We start from the raw sequence: 18,367 nt of genomic DNA, 5'->3' as shown, positions 1-18,367 counted from the left end.
CTCTGGCTTTTCGCTCATCTGACTACATTACCATATTTTTCGGCTCTCAATGAACTATTTTTTACCTGAATCCTTACCTCTAATCAATACACCAGCTTGCAAAGTTCGTTAGTTACAGATTTTAAATTCCCCATTACCAATTATCGGCGCACATCTCATGCAATCGGAAACTAATATATGTAAGGCGTTGCAGAATAGCGGCATGATTTTGATTTTTTTTGTGGGATGAGATCCTCACCCCGAAGGCGTGTATTTTCACAGCAGGCGGGACACCCCACCATAATCATCTTCACATTGTGCAACGCCATATGTCAGCCCTTAAAGGTCAACTAAAAATAAAATTATGCCCGCGTTCGCATCGAAGATTGAAACGCGAGCACAACGATAGACAGCCATATGTTGGCGGCTATTTCAGATGGTGGTTTTTCTGAAGAAAAGCGTGAATTAGCTGATAAATAGCTAATGTAGGATACGAAAGCTGAATTGGTCGCTCAAGCGCACGCTCTACAGTTTTGTAGTCCTACCCCCAGAACCCCCACCATAACCGCCGTAGCTGCTCTCACTTCTGTTGTCCAAGGTGGTTTCCTTAACAAACCCGGTGTAAGCTTCCATCCCGTGTTCGCCGATATCCAAACCTTCAGCCTCCTCTAAAGCAGAAACGCGGATACCCAGCAAAGCTTTGAGTGCGGCCCAAAAAATCGTACTCAGCAGCACGGTCATCCCCCCTACAGAGATAATCCCGACCAACTGCGCCCAGAGTTGACCGAAACCTCCGCCCACAAGCAATCCGGCTGCCGGGCCTGTGGTATAAAGTCCAGTTGTCGGCCCGTCAGCAAACAAGCCAACTGCCAAAGTTCCCCAGATGCCGCAGACTAAGTGAACTGAAGTTGCGCCTACAGGGTCGTCAATTTTCAAGTTGTCGAAGAAAGTTACTGCGAAAACTACCAGGATACCGGCGATCGTGCCGATTATGGCAGAGTTGGGGATGTTGATCCAAGCGCAGCTCGCTGTTACCCCGACTAAGCCTGCAAGGATGCCGTTGATAATCATCGAAAGGTCGGGTTTGCCCAGGTACAGCCAAGCCGTAACGGTTGCAGCAACTCCGCCGAAGGCACCCGCAGTGTTGGTGGTGAGCGCAATGTGGGCGATCGCATTTGGATCGACTGCCATTGTCGAACCGGGATTGAACCCGAACCAACCCAACCACAGAATCAAACAGCCCAGGGTGGCAATGCTCATATTGTGTCCCGGCATCGCCACAGTATCGCCGTCGCGGTACTTGCCGATCCGCGGCCCCAAAAATGCCGCTCCCATCAAAGCAGCCCAACCGCCTACTGAGTGAATCACTGTCGAACCGGCAAAATCGTAGAAGCCTGCGTCTGCCAGCCAGCCGCCGCCCCAAATCCAGTGTCCGGTAATTGGGTAAGCAATGCCTACTAGCAGCAAGCTGAAAATTAAGAAGTCAATGAATTTAACTCGCTCTGCAACTGCTCCAGAAACGATCGTCGCAGCAGTTCCCGCAAAAACTAATTGGAAAAAGAATTTAGCGTTGAGGGGGACTCCCGTCCAGTTTAATGCGCTGAAAATGCCTTGATAAGCGTCTCCTGTAGCGGGGCTGTTGTCAGCTACATTCCACAGAAAAAATCCGCCGCTGGTGCCGATAAAACCGTTGCCGTCGCTGAACATTAAGGCAAAGCCGATCGCCCAATATGCGATCGTAGAAAGCGCAAAAACAATCAAGTTTTTTGACAGCACGTTGACGGCATTTTTTTGGCGGCAAAAACCGGTTTCCAACATACAGAAACCGGCGTTCATAAAGAACACTAGCATCGCCGCCACCATCACCCACATGGTATCCATGCCCACCTTAAGGCTTGCTAATTGTTCCTCGGTGGTTGGCGCGGGAGCGGTTTGGGCTACCGCCGCATATCCCCACACCAAGACGATGATTGCTGCTATTGGTATGCAGGCTTGCCAACTTGGACTGAGGCGGGCGATCGTCCTTTGTAATTTCTTGAACCTGTTAACTTTAGTCAAAAAGTTAGCTGCTGGCAAATTTAAAGACTCCCGCCTGACGGGTTTTGACTTTTTCTTTCCGACAGTCATTTTAATCACTTTTACCCTCTTTACGGCTAGTAAGCTCAGCAATATTCGGAAAACTTTCCAATCTTACTACAAAAGTTTATGGATTATTTGTTGAGATTGAGATAGTTATGATAGCCTAGCTCTTCTAATTGATTTTGTTTTTTCAGTACAGATTCGGACAAATTTTTGCGGTAATGCAAGACTCGCTCTAGCAGTTCTGGCTGATGAGCTGCCAGTATCTGAACTGCCAGCAAGCCAGCATTCTTAGCGTTGCCGATCCCCACTGTTGCTACGGGTATCCCCGCTGGCATTTGCACGATCGAGTACAGCGAATCTACCCCTTGCAGGTGGCGGCTGGGTACAGGCACGCCAATTACTGGCAAGGGCGTTAAAGATGCTACCATACCCGGGAGGTGCGCCGCTCCCCCGGCTCCTGCGATAATTACTTTCAAGCCTCGTTGGTGCGCGGTTTGGGCGTATTCCACCATGCGATCGGGGGTGCGGTGCGCCGAGACGATCGCCACGGAGCAAGCAACACTGAATTCTTCGCAAACTGCGATCGCATCTTTCATGGTTGGCAAATCCGAATCGCTACCCATGATAATTCCAACTGTCGCTTGATTCATAAAATTTTCAGATTTGAGATTTCAGATAAATGCTAATTTTAAATGATTGCGTTAACTCAAATTTAGATATTTTGTACCAAAACTGACTTTTAAAAGCAATTTTGCCACCAGCCCCCGTCTGAGCAGCCCTGGAGCCAGCAAAAAGCAAAAAGCTCCCCCTCCTCATCGCCAGCCACCGGATTTATCCGTAGCGAATATTAAACCTAAAATCTAAAATCTAAAATCTAAAATCGGATGACTGAAGCCACAACCCCAACTGCCGCCCGCACAGATATTCTCAATGTTCGCCTCCCCGGTTGCAAGGATTTGCAGATGCTTGCTGTTGACGAAATGGGCATCATTCAAGAAGTTTGCCCGATGGACGCCGTATTTAAACGGATTTGTCCTCCAGATTTGCAAGTGCTTGATGTAGCAGGCGATTGGCTTTCTCTAGGCGGTGTTGACTTGCAGATTAACGGCGCCCTCGGTTTTGCTTTTCCCGATTTAGAAAGCAAGCATATGGAAATGTTGCCGAAAATTTGTCAATTTTTGTGGAATCAGGGAGTCGATGCTTTTTTGCCGACCTTGGTGACAACTTCGCTGGATAAGTTTAGGCGATCGCTCTCGACTATAGCTGATTATATCCGCACTGTACAAACCGCTGCTCCGGCAACAATTCAGCCCAAAACAGCGGAAATTGTCGGTGTTCACCTCGAAGGCCCTTTTCTCAACCCCCAGAAGCGAGGAGCTCACCCAGTTGAGTTTTTATTACCGCTCACTATAGAAAATGTCAAGCAAGTTTTAGGAGATTGTGCCGATATTGTCAAAATAATTACTTTAGCGCCGGAGTTAGACAGCACTGGCGAAGTCATTTCCTATTTGCAAAGTTTGGGAATTTCCGTCAGTCTCGGACACTCCCAAGCGACCGCAGAGCAAGCGCAGCAAGCATTTGAGCGGGGAGCTTCTATGGTAACTCACGCTTTTAATGCGATGCCGAGTTTGCACCACCGAGAACCGGGTTTGTTGGGAGCGGCGATTGTTTATCCGGGCGTAAAATGCGGTTTAATTGCCGACGGGAAGCACGTTTCTCCGACAATGATTGATTTTTTTCTGCGCGCTGGTAGGTATGAAAAAGGCGTTTTTTTAGTGAGCGATGCTTTGGCTCCTTTGGGTTTGCCTGACGGTGTTTATCCTTGGGATTCCCGACAAATTGAAGTCAGAAAAGGTACGGCTTGGGTAAGATTAGATTACCATTCCCCCCTGGAATCTGCTACTTTGGCGGGTACAACTCTGCCGCTGTTGGCGGGAGTGCAGAATTTGGTGGAGTGGGGGATTTGCGATGCCGAAAGTGCGATCGCCCTGGCAACTGAATCTCCGAGAAGGGCGATCGCACTTTCGGGAATTATTGGCAAATCGGCAACTCAATTGTTGCGCTGGAATTTAAATGCGGCGACAAAGGAATTGACTTGGCATCGACTCTTTTAGCCTGTTATACCCTTTTAGATTAAAGAATTGAAAAAGTGGGAATCGGTCAACTGGTATTACCCGATAGATTTTAGATTTTAGATGTGCCGTTTTCATCGAAAATCTAAAATAGCCAATCTAAAATCTGTTGTTGCAAGTTGCACATTTTCCGAACCGGATTGCTATATAATATCTAACCGTTGGCAATAACTCAGCAGCAGGCAGATCGATGAATTTGGTAGACGACAAGACTATAGTTAGACAGTATTTTAACTCGACGGGATTCGATCGCTGGCAGCGAATTTACGGCGAGGGTCAAGTCAATAAAGTTCAGCTAGACATCCGCACCGGCCACCAGCAAACGGTGGATACAGTCATCAAATGGCTGCAAGCTGACGGCAATTTGCCCGGGCTTTGTGTCTGCGATGCTGGCTGTGGTGTAGGCTCTCTGAGCATTCCTCTGGCTGACGCTGGGGCAATTGTTTGCGCTAGCGATATCTCTGAAAAGATGGTAGCAGAAGCTTACGATCGATCGACAGCAGTTCCCGGCAAGCTCTACAACATCTCCTTCGCCGCCCAAGATTTGGAAGCTTTAACCGGCAAATTCCACACAGTGATTTGTTTGGATGTGCTAATCCACTATCCTCAAAATAAGGCGGCAGAAATGATCGCTCACCTAAGTTCGATCGCCGAATCGCGACTAATTCTTAGTTTTGCACCCAAAACTTTAGCACTCACCGCCCTCAAAAAAATTGGTGAACTTTTCCCCGGTCCGAGCAAAACTACTCGGGCTTACCAGCACCGCGAAGCTGATATTATCAAAATCCTAGACAACAATGGTTTTGTTATTAACAGAACAGCGATGACTAGCACTAACTTTTACTATTCTCGCTTGTTGGAAGCTGTGCGAAAATAGGTTAAAAATCTCCTCGGCAAAAAAGCTAATTTATTATCAGCCTAGGGTGCGCCCCGCGCACCTTCCCTTCCCAGAGTTACGACAGTGAACCTGCATACTCTGCGATTGCTTCGCGGACGTTCGCAATGAAAAGTAAGGCACGCACCCCGCACCTTCGATATCAACAATTAGATGTTTTTCCCTCTTCCCTCTTTCTTCTTCCCTCTTCCTTCTTCCTTCTTCCTTCTTCTTTCTTCCTTCTTCCCAATGCAATAAATATTATGTCAACATTAATTTTAATTCGCATTTTTATAGCAGCGGCAGCCGTATTCGGAGGTTTATCCGTTGCCGGCGGTGCTTTCGCCTCCCACGCTTTGAAAAATCAATTGAGCGATCGAGCTTTAACCATTTTTGAGACTGGCGCCCGATATCAAATGTACCATGCCCTAGCTTTATTACTCGTCGCTTTACTCTTGAGCCGCGCCCAAGAGTCTCAAACCTTTTTTGCAGTGGCTGGATGGGCTTTTATTGCCGGCACAATCATCTTTTCAGGCAGTTTGTACGCCCTGAGTTTGAGCGACATCAAATGGCTGGGCGCAATTACGCCACTGGGGGGAGTTGCTTTTATTGCCGGTTGGGGATGTTTGGCAGTCGCAGCTTTTAGTTTTAAATAGGCAATTGGTAAATTTGAGGCAATTCCCAATTCCCAATTCCCAATTATCTAATTTTCAAACACATCGCTGGAAAACATCTCAGTCAGAGTACGCAAGTAAGGTACAAATACCGTTAAATCTTCAGCAGGAAGCCGCTCGCATATTTCCCAAAATAAAATCAGCAGCATATCCTGCACTAACTCCCAACTTACATGAAGTTTGGGGTACAACATCACGCAAATTGGAAACAATTCTTGCTGTACGGGGTGAATGCTACCTTCCAAAACGCACCAGCACAAATAGCTTTGAAAAATCTCGACATCCCGGATACCAGAAATTTTAACCTCGCGATCGCTCAAATACCCGCTGCTGCTGCGGTATCCTTGATGCTGGGAACTAGCTCGATCGTACACTGCACTAGCAATCTGAGTCGTGTGCTGCAACAAATGCTGAACGGCTAATAGAGCTCTTGAATTCGGGGGCTGATTCGCCGCAGCCTCGTTAATCTCTCCGTAGGGAATGTGGAGGTAGTCGTCTACAACTTTTAAGTAGGGCGCAAATTCCGCTCGCTCTGAATCCGAAAGACATCCTAACAAGATTTTGCTAGTGTATTGAAACTCGATTGTCACAAATCCCAGCACTAACGGATCTGTCTCTGAGTATTTTCGCCTCACTTTGATAATATCTTTTCCCACCAGCACTGACAACCTGAAAACAGGTTCTCTATCCGCATAAGCGTCTATTGCTTTCTGATATAAGGTACGAGTGTCGGCGGAAATTTCTAAAGGATTAATTAAGCTCTTATCGATGCCGTGCCGCTTTATTTGTTTCCCTAAAAGAGCTTCTACTCTACTCCAAGCTATCTCGCTGGCTAATTTCAGGGTATCTGTCAATTTGTCAACTATTGGGGCTCTATTTCCCTCAAAATTAATTAAATCGAGGCTTGGGAGAATTTGGCGTGGCGCTTTCTTCTCTCGTGTCGCAACGGTACTGTAATATTTTTTTGCCCAGCTAACTGCGAAGGAAGAAACGCTGGCCCCTTTAGCTTTTGGGAGTTTGTCAGTGTCCGGTCGGGTAATACCTTGGGACGCCTGACTTGCGCCCTGTTGAAATTTGTCTGCGGCTGGTAAAGATTTTGAAGATATTTGTGAAATACCCGTCATGATAAACCTCGTTTTTTTATTAAGTCGCACCCGATCGATTCCCCTAATTTTTAACGTTGTTAACTACAATTTTCTGCATTTTTACGCTGACAGTCATCAGCCATTACGCTTAAAGCTATAAGCCATTTGGCTCGACTGCCTGCATCTTTTATAAGCTGCACGTTAATAACGTTATTTATTGTGCGATCGATCACCATCACCCTGTGATCGCGACCCCAATCTATTTTTTTGACGTATAAAGAAGGCTGGAAATAAATTTAATTTGTGTTAAAAACTGAGAATTAAAGTTAAGTCTGCTTAAAAAAAACTGCTGCTTGAAATACCTTATCTTTGTTTTGGAGCGCTTTGGTTGAGCGCCTTCGTTTCTTCAAGAAGCTAGGCTACAGCACGATCTAGGGGTGACTTTGGTTAATTTATTTCTATAGCTGAATTAGAAATGTATTTTTAGTCTGGCGATTGTTAGGAAACCCTAACAAATTTAACGATGGGCTTTTCTAAATAAAAAATTAAATTTGAGATGAGAATCAGATTTATGTGCATTTAGTTAATACCATTGCCAGGGCAGTTTTTTGCGATCGGTTTTTTAGCTTCCCCGTGAAGCGAAGCTATCCCGTAGGGAATCGCCCCCAATCGATCGCCGTCCATTCGATCGGCAAACCACCCTTCAAAATCGGAATTAGCGACTGAGTAGCCCTATCACTCCCACATTTTGCCAACTCTGAGTTTTTCGAGTCCTCTCCCGGAACCCGAAGCCTGTCTCTACAACGATAGGATGAGGTTGATGCGGGTCCCACGGGCGATAGATCCTCACAAACAGCACGGCCAGTACGTCTTTAAGGCTATGGCTTCGGGTAGGATTAGTAGGACGAGAGGAAGTGGATAAAATGAGCGCTAGCAGCAATTCAACAGAAATTAAGTTCGGAACCGATGGGTGGCGGGGGCTGATTGCCCATGACTTTACTTTTGCCAACGTGCGAAAAGTCACCCGGGCGATCGCCAGTTACCTAGAAACCGCTTACACCAAAGACCGCCCAGTTCTAGTCTCCTACGATACCCGCTTTCTGGCAGACGAGTTCGCCCGCACCTCGGCGGAAGTATTGGCAGATTTGGGATGGACGGTGAAAGTGGTCGATCGAGATTGCCCCACACCAGTCATCGCCTACAGCGCCAAGCATCTCAACTCCGCAGGAGCCCTGATGTTCACGGCTTCGCACAATCCCGCACCTTACTGCGGCATCAAATACATCCCCGACTACGCGGGCCCGGCTACCCCGGAAATTACTGATACAATTGTGGCAAATATTGCTGGTGCTTCTGATGCCCCAGCCAAAGGCAGCCACAACGATAAAATCTCCAGTTTTGACCCGAAACCCGAATATCTGAAGTTTCTTTATACTTTGATCGATGTGGAGCGGATTCGCTCTGCTAAGTTGAAGGTGAAGTACGACGCTCTCTACTCGACTTCTCGCGGCTATCTCGACGGCGTTTTGGAACACTGCGGCTGCGAGGTCGAAAGTTTTCATACCTACCGCGACGTGCTGTTTGGTGGTGGAATGCCCGAACCCAAGGGCGAACAGTTAGTTGAGTTGGTGGAAGCTGTTAAGAAGGATTCGGCGGATTTGGGTTTAGCTACCGATGGCGACAGCGATCGCTTTGGTATTGTTGACGAGTTGGGAAATGTCTTGACTCCAAATACTGTGCTGTTGCTGCTGGCGCGTCACTTGGTGAAGAATAAAGGCTTGACTGGGGCGATCGTCCGTACAGTCGCAACTACCCACTTGCTGGACAATTTGGCCGCCAAGTACGGTTTAACAATCTACGAAACCGCAGTCGGTTTTAAATACATCGGCGAAAAAATGCGGGAAACTGCGGTGCTCATCGGTGGCGAAGAATCTGGCGGTTTGAGCGTTTTGGGTCACATTCCCGAAAAAGACGGGATTTTGGCTGATATGCTAGTTGCTGAGGCGATCGCCTATGAAGGCAAACCGCTTTCTCAGCTAGTCGAAGAAGCCATTAAAGAAGCCGACGGCCCGCTGTACAACAAACGTTTGGACTTGCACCTAGAAGAAGCCCACAAAGCAGCCGTTTTGGAATCTTTTACCAAGAATCCCCCCACAGAAGTAGCAGGTATCGGCGTTAAGGAAATCGGCCGCAAAGACGGAATTAAACTTTATCTTGAAGACGGTGGCTGGGTACTGCTGCGGCCTTCGGGAACCGAACCCTTGATGCGCGTTTACATGGAAACCAATTCTGTGGAAAAAGAAAGCCAAGTTGCCCAACACATGGAAAAGGTAATTTCTCAGTTAGAACCTGTTTAATTTTTTACCTATTCCAACGGGGGTTTTTCCCCTAGCGCTTGGGATTGTGAGGTGCGCTTGGCGCACCTTACGTATTTTTGATAACTCTGGCAAAGCCTCTGAACATTAATCATCGATACTGGTGGGCCAGTTATATATGTGCAATACACTTGGATTTGTTTAAGTTTGGGAAGTGTAAATTTATTTATGTTTGTTTAATTTTTAATTAATTAAAAAAATTCTCTACTTTTTCCGTCTCTACTTGACTTTTCCCCTAATGTTATTCTATATTATTAAATAATGGGGTCTTTGCAAAAATAAATTTTTCACACATATTTCAATTATAAAACAAGTATACAAGTTAAATTATTAGCCTGTCAACCCGTTTATGAAAACAATTCCTCTGCTCGTCATTAGTTTTGTAGTAGCACTTTTAGTAAGCGCGATCGGCATTATCTCAGTGCAAAACGCAGCCCCAGTATCCTTAAACTTTATCTTTTTTCAATCGATACAACTGCCCGTAGGAGTAGTATTGGCAATGAGCCTGAGTGCAGGACTGATCGGAGGTGCGCTACTGCAACCGCTGTGGAATTTTTCAGATTCCCAAAACTCGCGTCCTAAATTTCAGGCAAATCCAGAAGAATCCGACACCGTACAATATTAAATAGATTTGATCCCTTAGAGGGAATATACCTGACCGTCAATCAGCAGCCGAGTAATTCCCTTAGCTCGCAAATAAGGCGCTGCTTTTTGCAGCATACTGCTGTCAGGAATCTTGAAAACCCTTTGATTGCGAGTAGCAAATCGGCGCGCCACTCGGTGATTGTCAAACACTGCCAGGGTTTTCTCGCGAATTTCCGCCGCCGGAATTTGACCCAGTTCGCCAAAAGCTTTTAGGGGTCTGGTGATTAACTCCGCTGCCCGATCGACCACCAAATAACAAATTTTGGGCAGAGATGCTTGGCTTAAAGGCAAAACTTGAATTTGTCCTGTACCCCGAAGCTCGATCAACTCGCCCGACGATAGTGAACCCAGGAGACTGCCTTCAAACAGAGAGTCTTCATCCTCTACATCTTCGTCGAAGTCGTCATCTAAATCGTCATCATCCTCATCATCCTCCTCATCCTCGTCGTCCTCGAAATCCCTAAAGTCTTCACCTGCCAGCAGCCCTTCTGCTGGCAGCATTGCCTTGAGTTCACCAGTCACAACAGCGCGGTGGCTTCGATCGGCAACATGGGCTGCTGGGGCATCTGGCACATCCGAAACCTCCAACTCCGACTCTAAATTCCCTCGAATTTCGAGTTCTGCAACTGGTTCAGGGACTGATTCAGAACGCTTTCGGATCGTCGGTCTCGAATTTGAGGCTGACTGCTGGACAGGAACTGACTCCGACAGGGGGACAGCTACAGGATCGATTTCGCCATCTGCCGACGACTCAGTAGTCGCCTCTGTCGCTTCAGAAACACTGCTGCGATCGGACAAACGCTTTTGTTTTTGCTGCACTAGAGATTCGTATTCCGGCTCCGACAAAGCACCCTGAAGGATGCGCCTCACAGTCGAACTGCTCACTCCGTAGCGCTTTGCCAGAGTGATAGTATTCTCGTTTGACTGTCGGTACAGCCTGATGAGTTCGCGTTTGTCTGAATCGGAGAGTTTTGTAGGCGTCATGCCAAGTTTCCCAGCAAAAAGACGTGAAAAGACGCAGGCTAGTAGTCAGCGAACTGTGATTTTTCATTTTCAAGTTCAAGCTCAGAGATGCCGACAATGGCAAAAAAGCTTTCGCGTCCCCATCGCTTGCCACAGCAACCCCTATATCAAATCGCTAGGCTGCGCGACGACTGCGCCTGCTCTGACGAGAGCGGGTTGAGATGTCATGTTCCAAGATAGCTCCAATCCCAAACAGAATGGCACTGAAAACAAAAAAGACTTCCAGCAAACTGCCGCTTTGATAAGTACCCTCAGTCTGAGTATCGCGCCATTTAAAGTACATATCTGCGATGTAAAGCGAAAAAGTTGCAGCCGCAATCATTCTCCAAGATTGGGAAAAACGTCCTCCCCAAAACGCCAGCAGCAATGCAGTAGCAATAATCAGCAGAAAAACGTCCCCAACGATGTAAAACAAATTGATTGCATAGGCGTAAGGCGACAGTTGCTTGTCCAGTGCCATCACCCATCCGGGAGCTTTGATTTCTGCTTCTTCTTCTTCGGGTGCTGATGCAGCATCGGTCGCGGCTGTTTTTGCCTGTAACTTAGACGAATTTTCCAAAGCAGGCGCTCTTCCTGTGGCAGTGGTTGCTGGTTCAGATTCTGTCACTACTTCTTGAGTGGCTGCCGGAGCCATTCCTAGCTGGGCCCTCCAAGAGTCTGGTGCAGCAACCCAAATAGCTACAGCAATCCCGAAGGCTGCAATTCCCGCTAACAAACCCCACTGCCAAATTTCTAGATTCAGCCGCTTGGAAGTCACAGCTACAACCATGCCTCCGATCAGTACCACATAGCTGCCCAGATAAAAGGCATCTGCTGGAGACACGTCCGGGTCTAAACCGAAATAGAGTTCCCAAATCCCGAACAGCACACCGGCTATGAAATAGAACAGCATCCCCAGACCTATGCCCAGCCAGACGTTGCGCCCGCTGACCATGTGCGGGCTTTGCCAGTTTCTAAAACAGACTAAAGCCGCTCCCAAGTATGCTCCGCATTCAAAAATAAAAGTGCCGATCGAGTACCAAAGAGGTAAACCCTCTTCTGCTGAGAGGGGGACGCTGAACAGCAAAAAGAACAGCAGCGCCATGACAGCCCAGACAATGCCCACAATCACTAGGGTCTGAGCTGACAGTAAAGATGAAGATGTAGATGACTTTTCTGAAGTGCTACTCATAGGGATTCCACGAGACCTAACTAGCGGTTGAACGTACCCCATCTCAATCTTTGATTAAAGATGAGGATTCTTTCGCCAAAAAACCTTAAAAAACCTCGATCAGACGCTTCCGGAATAACTGGCGTCCTCAGTGTGTCGTCGGGACTTTTGCCCTCGTACACTCTAGAAAGACTAAGCAAGAATAATATCTATTTACTAATTCAATAAATTAGTCGTTAGTCGATCTTGTACCCGGAAATATAATGATAGAAATACGGTATATGTCTCCACCCTTAAGGTTTTTACAGTACCCTATCTATCTCTGAAATTCTACCATCAAAGGTTGAGGTATCTGTTTTTTTGCTTTCACACTCCCCCACTCATATCAATAATTCTGGGTGGGGACTGCGATCGACACTGAGTTAAATTGCCAGACCATAGGTGGCATCCAAACCGAATCAACAATTTGGTCGATCAATACAAGTTGGCAATCCAACCTGTATATCCCCTACCCCCTACAGTGCAATTATCTAAGCTAAATTATCTCAATCCAATTGTCTGAGCAATTGTCAAAGATTTTCTATCCTGCGATCCACAATTTGTTGAGGGCTGATTGTTTCAACCAATCTAGAAACTGAGTCCGATCCGGGGCTGGCATATCTTGCAGCACATCGCTGACTCCCTCAGCGAAGTCCGTATTGCCAAAATATGATTTCCCCAAACGGTGGAGTTCTTGCAATAAGGTCTTGAGATGCTGCTCTTGCCAAGCAGGCACCTTGTGATTTTGCAAGGGACTAACGGTTAGCCAATTTTTGATCGCATCAGGGGAGTCTGCCTGGGGGAAGTTTCCCTGCTGAAATACCTTGGCGATATCTTTCTGAAACGATGTGGCTTGCCTTGCGCCTAAGAGGTCTTCTACATCGAAGTAAACAGCTTGGAGCAGCAGCAGACAACCCTGCGCGAACAGCGGTGATTTGGCTGCTTCATTACCTGCCGGTTCTTCACCGGCAAGCTGATCTAAACGGACTTTTCCCCAGACGCTATATCGATCCGGCTCTTCTAGCAGAACACAGGCTTTGCCTCGGTTGTCGGTTAAGTCCCGCCACAAGGCTCTGGCGTCTTCTGCTTGCTTGCCGTTGAAGGCGCTGATCAGGCGAAAAGTCTGCCCCTGATAATTGAGAATGGGAATTTGTTGATCCCGTTTTGGGTGTTGAAAATTGGTTATTTCAACATCCTGCCGTTTCAGAATAAACATGACACTGCGATTTGACTCCTGTCATGGCCGAGGTGCTGTGCTTTTGACACTCCCGATGCCTAAAGGCGAAGGGATTCTTGATTCAGCGAGTCCACTTAAATTAGCAGGATTGCTCCCGATCACCTAGAGATGGTTCTCTCCTCAAGCGTTCCGATACTCTTTTGCTAACAAATGCTAACAAATATCTGAGCTGAGATTGTCTCTCAGCCTGAGCGTATAAATCAATGCACGAAGGAAAATCCCCCGCGCACAATTTACGACTGCTGTACTGGCAACGCTTGATTTTCGCGCTCGTGCCGAGCGGGCGATTGACTGTTTTGCTTTGATGCCGTAGAGGAAGCTTATATAGAGGCTCCGTACCATCAGGGATTTTCACCTGAGTCTTTCAATCCTAGTTCTACCACATTTTTATCAAATATCAAGTCGAGCAGAATGTTAGCAAACATAACTAAACATCAGCCAATTAGTCATTCTGTCTCAACTCATACCTAAAATCAGGGAACGAGCTCTGGTTTTTCGGTAATGCGGTCAGCGTTTTAGGCTTTGCCACTAGGGGATGTTAACACAACCAATAGAAATCTGGGAAAAAGCACCTGTAACTATTGTGCTGTCTGAGTTCCGTCTTAATTGGGAGAGAGATCGGATCGACCAAATAGTTGGGTTTCACCTCGACCTCTAAATACTTTACCCGAGTTCACGTCCTACCTAGTTTTGATTGTAAATTTACAATTGTGCTGTTTGCAGGTGTGTCCCTCCAGCTTTTGTCAGATACAGTCTTGGAGGCACAGACACTCTCATAACCTTGGTTTTTTTTCCCGAACCATCGCGCTGCACGCCATATTTTTGTACATCACAGAGCTTTCTGCGTAAGTCATCACATAATTTACTTGCTCGATCGCACACTGCACCGATACAATAATGTTGTTAGCGATTTTTGAGTTGGGTGCGTAACTCAGTTGGATAGAGTAGCTGCCTTCTAAGCAGCGAGCCGCAGGTTCAAGTCCTGCCGTACCCGTTACACAAATTTAATGATCTCAAGGGTTTTAGCACTTTTATACCGCCAAGGAAACAGAGGCTGAGATCTTATTTACTTGGGATTTGTTTCCGATGCCCGAATCCGAAACAAATCCTTACAAAAGCCCCGCCTGTCAAACTCGGCGAATCTGCCTGCTTCTGGGCGATCGACACTGCTACCCTTCTGAGTATAGGTTTGCCCCAGCCGATGTGTTATCATAAAAAGTCTATTGTGTCAATAGCATAGCTCCTGCGATGTTCAAACAGCACCAGCAGCAGGTTGTGGGCCGAGTAGCCCTCAGGGGTTATCCTTAGTAATCAGGCTAGTTTCCGATAGGTTTGGATATGTTCCCAACAACTCTATTTCATATTCCCCATAATTTAATGCTATTACTCGACCGCAGCGCGATCGACCGATTAAAGCCCCTATTGGCGCAAGCAACCGGAATGCCTCTAGTTGCATCGGAAAATACGGCAACAATTGCGCTCGTATTGGTTGCTCTGGGAATTCTGGGTTGGGGATTTTATCGCGCCAGACCTTTTGGCAAACTGGGAATTTTGGCTTGGTTGCAATCTGTTGCGCTGATGAGCCCCTGGCTGCTGTTCTTTGGTTTGTTCGCCGCCGGAATTTACCTCAATCTAGTGGCGGTATTGTTGCTGCTCGTGGCATCCACGGGATTGTACATTTATCTGGGGCGGCAATTGCGTAAGGCCGCATCGGATGCAGTGCTGCCGCGCCCGGATGCTGTTGAGGTAAAGTCTCAAAGCGATGCTTTCTCGGCTCCTGACTCGCAGGGAACACCAGGCCCAGAAACCATTAAGATCGTGACATCCTCGCCTGCGAATAAGGAATCAGAAATAATTCCCGTTCCAGTTGAAGACCTCAAAACAATTAAAGGCATCTTTGGGATTGATACTTTCTTTGCCACAGAAACGATTCCCTATCAAGATGGGGTAATTCTCAAAGGCAATCTCCGGGGAGACCCCGAACAAGTACACTCACGTTTGACGGCAAGTTTGGAAGAAAAATTAAACGATCGCTACCGCCTATTTTTAGTAGAAAATCAGGACGACAAGCCCGTAGTTATTATCTTGCCCAGCACCAACGACCCGCAGCAAACAACCGTGTCTCAAAAAATCCTAGCAGTCGTGCTGCTGCTGGCAACAATTGCTACTAGCTTAGAGACAGGCGGTTTGCTGCTAGGTTTCGATTTCTTTAACTCGCCGGCTAGATATCTAGAAGTTCTGCCAATTGCAGCCGGAATTTGGGCGGTTTTAGGCTCTGGGGAAATTGCTCGCCGAGTGCTGGCAAATCGGTACAAGGTTGGCTTGAGTTGGCCGTTTTTTATACCAACTTTGCAGATAGGTTGTTTTGGAGCGATCGACCGTTTTGAGTCGCTGCTGCCCAACCGTAAAGTTTTGTTTGACATTGCTTTTGCCGGGTCAGCGGCTGGGGGAATAGTTTCTCTGCTAATGCTAGTAACGGGTTTGCTGCTGTCTCACCCGGGCAGTTTGTTTCAAATTCCCGCAGAATTTTTCAAAGGATCGGTTTTGGTGGGAACTTTGGCAAAAGTGGTTTTGGGTTCGGCGTTGCAGCAGCAGATTGTTGACGTTCACCCGCTGGTAGTTATCGGTTGGTTGGGCTTGGTAATAACGGCGATTAATTTGATGCCGGCGGGACAGTTGGACGGGGGTAGAATCGTGCAAGCAATCTACGGTCGGAAAATAGCCAGTCGCACTACTTTGGCGACTTTTGTGGTGCTGGCCATCGTTTCTTTAGTTAATCCTTTGGCTCTGTATTGGGCGATCGTGATTCTGATTTTACAGCGAAATCTGGAGCGGCCGAGCCTCAACGAGCTGACTGAGCCTGACGACGCTCGCGCGGCTTTGGGTTTGCTAGCTTTGTTCTTGATGATTGCTGCGCTGTTGCCGTTGACTCCGGCTTTGGCCGGCCGTCTGGGAATCGGGAACTAACAGCAGTCGGGCCTCTTTGGTAATAGGCTGTTGGGTTGCGGTAAATTAGTGGAATCTAGGAATTGAGCGATCGAACTGGGGAACTGAAGGGCGATCTGGTTCCTAACTACTAATTTCCAATTAATACCCGCGCCCAGGGCAATTTATCTACTACCAAAAGTTGATTTTTTTATAACCCAAAATTTGTTTAAACTTGAGCGATTAAGTTTAAATAACTTATCTGAGCCTCTAGGATAAAGTCATGGCTAATCAACTTCCTCCTGTATTGGTAACTTTTGATGCAGATGTTTTAATGACTGGTAGAACCCAAGTGTGGCAAGAATATGCCAAGGTGGGAACTTGCTATATCCCGGAAGTAGTGTACGACGAAATAGATCGTCTGACAGGGCAAGCGGTGGAAAAAGCTCAAGAGCAAGTAGCGAGAGAGTTTATGCGATTTTTTGCCGACAGTGGCTGGATTGCAACTGACGCTCAGGAAACACACCGAGCTCTCGAACCTTCGATCAAAAATCAAAGCAAGCCAGCAATGCTCGTGGTGGCCACGGCTCAGTGCGTTTACGGTTTGGCGACCGAACACCCGGAGGCATTGGTGATTTTTGTTTCCAACAGCCAGCCTCTGCTGAAGCGGCTGGCTTCTGTAGGCGCTACGAATCTCTGCGGGATTACCGGGGCGATGCTGTTAAATTGGGCGAGGAAAGGAGAACGCCCGCCGGCGGCGACTCAGCAATTGCAAAGTTTGATGCGTACCCTCGCCGAACGCAAATCGGCTCAGCGCCCTAACAGCAGAATTCAGGATGCTGCTGTAGGCAAAACGGGGGCTTCAGCTAGCCAGTTAACGGGAACCCGCGGCGCTTCTGAATTGAAGTCGGCTAGCAGTTTTACTAAAACTAATAAAACGGGTTTGACTGAGAAGCGCACTGCGAGTTCGCGCCCCAAAACGCCGCGGCGCAGCCGCGAGGAGTCGAGAGATTACGAGCCGGCTGTATATCGCATAAAACATATTACACCTCCGAAAAAAAGGGGTGGCGGTTTTCTGTCTAGCGCGTTCAATTTTTTGGGAGCGTTATTTTTCTTGACGGTAGCGGTTGGTATTTTGTGGCGAGTGTTCGATGTTAGGGGTTTTAGAAAAACTTTTGTGCCGGCTCTCCCGCAGCCTGTGCAACAATTTGTTAAGTCGATCGACCCTAAATAATCTGGTTTTCTCAAAAGTCTACCTTTAGATCCGGTTGACTTCTGCCTTCGGTCATTGTTAATCTTGCACCTTCGGAAACTGGGATAGTACGCTTGGTTAACAAATCGGTTCGCTCCCCTAAATATAGCGGTAAGCTCCTTGTGGCGCACCCTACGGTTAGAGTTCCTGGCCTTAGTCTGCTGGGAATTTTCAACGGCTACTATCACAACAGAAGATGAACGCTTCACTTTAGTGTTCTAAAAATCCATCGTCATGCTGAACGGGAACAAAATAATTAGTGGATTAGCACTGGCTTTTGCGGGTTTTGCTTATGCTTTAGTCTTTTTTTTTCTTCTTCCCTTCAGACAGTACGATTATGCAGCGCCACTTGGGGCAATAGCAATGGCGATCGCCCTTACTATTGCAATGAATGGGCTACTATCTGCATCTTTGCTAACTGGGTGGAGTTGGGTGGCTGCATTATTTGGTTTTCAGGTAGTCCTCCTGTTTTTTGGTAGCGTGTTTCTGGAAGATGGGCTATACCTGCCAAATTTGTTGTTTTTTGGAACTATGAGCGTAGGATATACGAGCGCTTATACCAGTTTTTCACAACAAAAAACACTCGTAATTGTGGGTTTATGTACAGCGTTTTTCCTAGCTTCAATGTACTTTTCTTTGATTGGCGGCTATGCGATCAAAGGCAAAAATCCCTTTCAGGGTTCTTCTACCCAGATGCTGCGGTTGTTGAATCAAAGGGTAGAAATTATCACCGACCATCCCAAACAATTGTATTTGAATGGCAAAACTGGCGAGCTCACGGATATTGGTCGTTAGGAGGCGACAGTGAAACTAGATTCTGGAGGAGACGAGAGATTGATGTGGCCCTATGTCGATGTTTGGTGGCAGGATATCGAGGCGGCTAGCGAACAGAAAT

General features: G+C 47.2%; 15 protein-coding genes and 1 tRNA gene. 9 read left to right on the top strand and 7 right to left on the bottom strand.

Annotation, left to right across the window (positions count from 1 at the left end; translation table 11 throughout):
* Positions 1–504: 504 nt before the first annotated feature.
* Entirely contained in the window at positions 505–2,106 is a 1,602-nt protein-coding gene (locus tag QUB33_RS07670) for an ammonium transporter (protein WP_333349121.1), read from the bottom strand.
* An 83-nt stretch (positions 2,107–2,189) separates the two neighbouring features.
* Positions 2,190–2,711 (bottom strand): 5-(carboxyamino)imidazole ribonucleotide mutase, encoded by a 522-nt coding sequence (gene purE, locus QUB33_RS07665; RefSeq protein ID WP_333060767.1) that lies wholly within the window; start codon positions 2,709–2,711, stop codon positions 2,190–2,192.
* A 234-nt stretch (positions 2,712–2,945) separates the two neighbouring features.
* Between purE and nagA the strand changes: the two genes are divergently transcribed.
* From nagA to QUB33_RS07650, 3 genes are all read left to right on the top strand, one after another.
* Positions 2,946–4,175 (top strand): N-acetylglucosamine-6-phosphate deacetylase, encoded by a 1,230-nt coding sequence (gene nagA / locus QUB33_RS07660; RefSeq protein ID WP_333349120.1) that lies wholly within the window; start codon positions 2,946–2,948, stop codon positions 4,173–4,175.
* A gap of 208 nt (positions 4,176–4,383) precedes the next feature.
* Entirely contained in the window at positions 4,384–5,070 is a 687-nt protein-coding gene (gene bchM, locus QUB33_RS07655) for a magnesium protoporphyrin IX methyltransferase (RefSeq protein WP_333349118.1), read from the top strand.
* A 260-nt stretch (positions 5,071–5,330) separates the two neighbouring features.
* Complete coding sequence (locus tag QUB33_RS07650; RefSeq protein ID WP_039886547.1) at positions 5,331–5,723, top strand: DUF423 domain-containing protein; 393 nt, start codon at positions 5,331–5,333, stop codon at positions 5,721–5,723.
* A 47-nt stretch (positions 5,724–5,770) separates the two neighbouring features.
* Here the strand turns inward: QUB33_RS07650 and QUB33_RS07645 are convergent, their stop codons facing one another.
* Positions 5,771–6,865 (bottom strand): hypothetical protein, encoded by a 1,095-nt coding sequence (locus tag QUB33_RS07645; protein ID WP_333349117.1) that lies wholly within the window; start codon positions 6,863–6,865, stop codon positions 5,771–5,773.
* Positions 6,866–7,749: 884 nt separating this feature from the next.
* Between QUB33_RS07645 and QUB33_RS07640 the strand changes: the two genes are divergently transcribed.
* Both QUB33_RS07640 and QUB33_RS07635 read left to right on the top strand, forming a co-directional pair.
* Positions 7,750–9,183, top strand: coding sequence for a phosphoglucomutase/phosphomannomutase family protein (locus tag QUB33_RS07640; protein WP_333349116.1), 1,434 nt, complete (start codon positions 7,750–7,752; stop codon positions 9,181–9,183).
* A 367-nt stretch (positions 9,184–9,550) separates the two neighbouring features.
* The gene (locus tag QUB33_RS07635; RefSeq protein WP_333349114.1) at positions 9,551–9,826 is read left to right on the top strand and encodes a LapA family protein; all 276 of its coding nucleotides are present in this window, start codon (positions 9,551–9,553) and stop codon (positions 9,824–9,826) included.
* 14 nt (positions 9,827–9,840) lie between these two features.
* Here the strand turns inward: QUB33_RS07635 and QUB33_RS07630 are convergent, their stop codons facing one another.
* The 3 genes from QUB33_RS07630 to QUB33_RS07620 all read right to left on the bottom strand — a co-directional run bounded on the left by QUB33_RS07630 (position 9,841) and on the right by QUB33_RS07620 (position 13,274).
* Complete coding sequence (locus QUB33_RS07630) at positions 9,841–10,830, bottom strand: hypothetical protein (protein WP_333349113.1); 990 nt, start codon at positions 10,828–10,830, stop codon at positions 9,841–9,843.
* Between the two features lie 154 nt (positions 10,831–10,984).
* The gene (locus QUB33_RS07625) at positions 10,985–12,040 is read right to left on the bottom strand and encodes a hypothetical protein (RefSeq protein ID WP_333349111.1); all 1,056 of its coding nucleotides are present in this window, start codon (positions 12,038–12,040) and stop codon (positions 10,985–10,987) included.
* A 559-nt stretch (positions 12,041–12,599) separates the two neighbouring features.
* Positions 12,600–13,274, bottom strand: coding sequence for an Npun_F0813 family protein (locus QUB33_RS07620; protein WP_333349109.1), 675 nt, complete (start codon positions 13,272–13,274; stop codon positions 12,600–12,602).
* 941 nt (positions 13,275–14,215) lie between these two features.
* Between QUB33_RS07620 and QUB33_RS07615 the strand changes: the two genes are divergently transcribed.
* Positions 14,216–14,289: transfer RNA gene (locus QUB33_RS07615), tRNA-Arg, on the top strand.
* A 72-nt stretch (positions 14,290–14,361) separates the two neighbouring features.
* Here QUB33_RS07615 and QUB33_RS07610 read toward each other — a convergent pair.
* On the bottom strand, positions 14,362–14,508 hold the full coding sequence (locus QUB33_RS07610) for a hypothetical protein (RefSeq protein ID WP_333349108.1): 147 nt from the start codon (positions 14,506–14,508) through the stop codon (positions 14,362–14,364).
* A gap of 227 nt (positions 14,509–14,735) precedes the next feature.
* On the opposite strand from QUB33_RS07610, the gene QUB33_RS07605 reads away from it, so the two are divergent.
* The 3 genes from QUB33_RS07605 to QUB33_RS07595 all read left to right on the top strand — a co-directional run bounded on the left by QUB33_RS07605 (position 14,736) and on the right by QUB33_RS07595 (position 18,267).
* Complete coding sequence (locus QUB33_RS07605; protein ID WP_445299513.1) at positions 14,736–16,262, top strand: site-2 protease family protein; 1,527 nt, start codon at positions 14,736–14,738, stop codon at positions 16,260–16,262.
* 241 nt (positions 16,263–16,503) lie between these two features.
* The gene (locus QUB33_RS07600; protein ID WP_333349104.1) at positions 16,504–17,454 is read left to right on the top strand and encodes a PIN domain-containing protein; all 951 of its coding nucleotides are present in this window, start codon (positions 16,504–16,506) and stop codon (positions 17,452–17,454) included.
* Between the two features lie 252 nt (positions 17,455–17,706).
* Positions 17,707–18,267 carry a hypothetical protein gene (locus QUB33_RS07595; protein WP_333349102.1) on the top strand — a complete coding sequence of 187 codons (561 nt, stop codon included), beginning with the start codon at positions 17,707–17,709 and terminating at the stop codon, positions 18,265–18,267.
* Positions 18,268–18,367 lie beyond the last annotated feature (100 nt).

The sequence above is a fragment of the Microcoleus sp. B3-A4 genome, from assembly GCF_036705385.1.
Taxonomy (GTDB): Bacteria; Cyanobacteriota; Cyanobacteriia; order Cyanobacteriales; family Microcoleaceae; genus Microcoleus.
This window is presented reverse-complemented; position numbering and strand designations above follow the sequence as displayed.

Excerpts from the sequence above, each read along its gene's own strand:
- QUB33_RS07670 (WP_333349121.1), bottom strand. The coding sequence starts at position 2,106 with ATGACTGTCGGAAAGAAAAAGTCAAAACCCGTCAGGCGGGAGTCTTTA.
- purE (WP_333060767.1), bottom strand. The coding sequence starts at position 2,711 with ATGAATCAAGCGACAGTTGGAATTATCATGGGTAGCGATTCGGATTTG.
- nagA (WP_333349120.1), top strand. The coding sequence starts at position 2,946 with ATGACTGAAGCCACAACCCCAACTGCCGCCCGCACAGATATTCTCAAT.
- bchM (WP_333349118.1), top strand. The coding sequence starts at position 4,384 with ATGAATTTGGTAGACGACAAGACTATAGTTAGACAGTATTTTAACTCG.
- QUB33_RS07650 (WP_039886547.1), top strand. The coding sequence starts at position 5,331 with ATGTCAACATTAATTTTAATTCGCATTTTTATAGCAGCGGCAGCCGTA.
- QUB33_RS07645 (WP_333349117.1), bottom strand. The coding sequence starts at position 6,865 with ATGACGGGTATTTCACAAATATCTTCAAAATCTTTACCAGCCGCAGAC.
- QUB33_RS07640 (WP_333349116.1), top strand. The coding sequence starts at position 7,750 with ATGAGCGCTAGCAGCAATTCAACAGAAATTAAGTTCGGAACCGATGGG.
- QUB33_RS07635 (WP_333349114.1), top strand. The coding sequence starts at position 9,551 with ATGAAAACAATTCCTCTGCTCGTCATTAGTTTTGTAGTAGCACTTTTA.
- QUB33_RS07630 (WP_333349113.1), bottom strand. The coding sequence starts at position 10,830 with ATGACGCCTACAAAACTCTCCGATTCAGACAAACGCGAACTCATCAGG.
- QUB33_RS07625 (WP_333349111.1), bottom strand. The coding sequence starts at position 12,040 with ATGAGTAGCACTTCAGAAAAGTCATCTACATCTTCATCTTTACTGTCA.
- QUB33_RS07620 (WP_333349109.1), bottom strand. The coding sequence starts at position 13,274 with ATGTTTATTCTGAAACGGCAGGATGTTGAAATAACCAATTTTCAACAC.
- QUB33_RS07610 (WP_333349108.1), bottom strand. The coding sequence starts at position 14,508 with ATGATAACACATCGGCTGGGGCAAACCTATACTCAGAAGGGTAGCAGT.
- QUB33_RS07605 (WP_445299513.1), top strand. The coding sequence starts at position 14,736 with ATGCCTCTAGTTGCATCGGAAAATACGGCAACAATTGCGCTCGTATTG.
- QUB33_RS07600 (WP_333349104.1), top strand. The coding sequence starts at position 16,504 with ATGGCTAATCAACTTCCTCCTGTATTGGTAACTTTTGATGCAGATGTT.
- QUB33_RS07595 (WP_333349102.1), top strand. The coding sequence starts at position 17,707 with ATGCTGAACGGGAACAAAATAATTAGTGGATTAGCACTGGCTTTTGCG.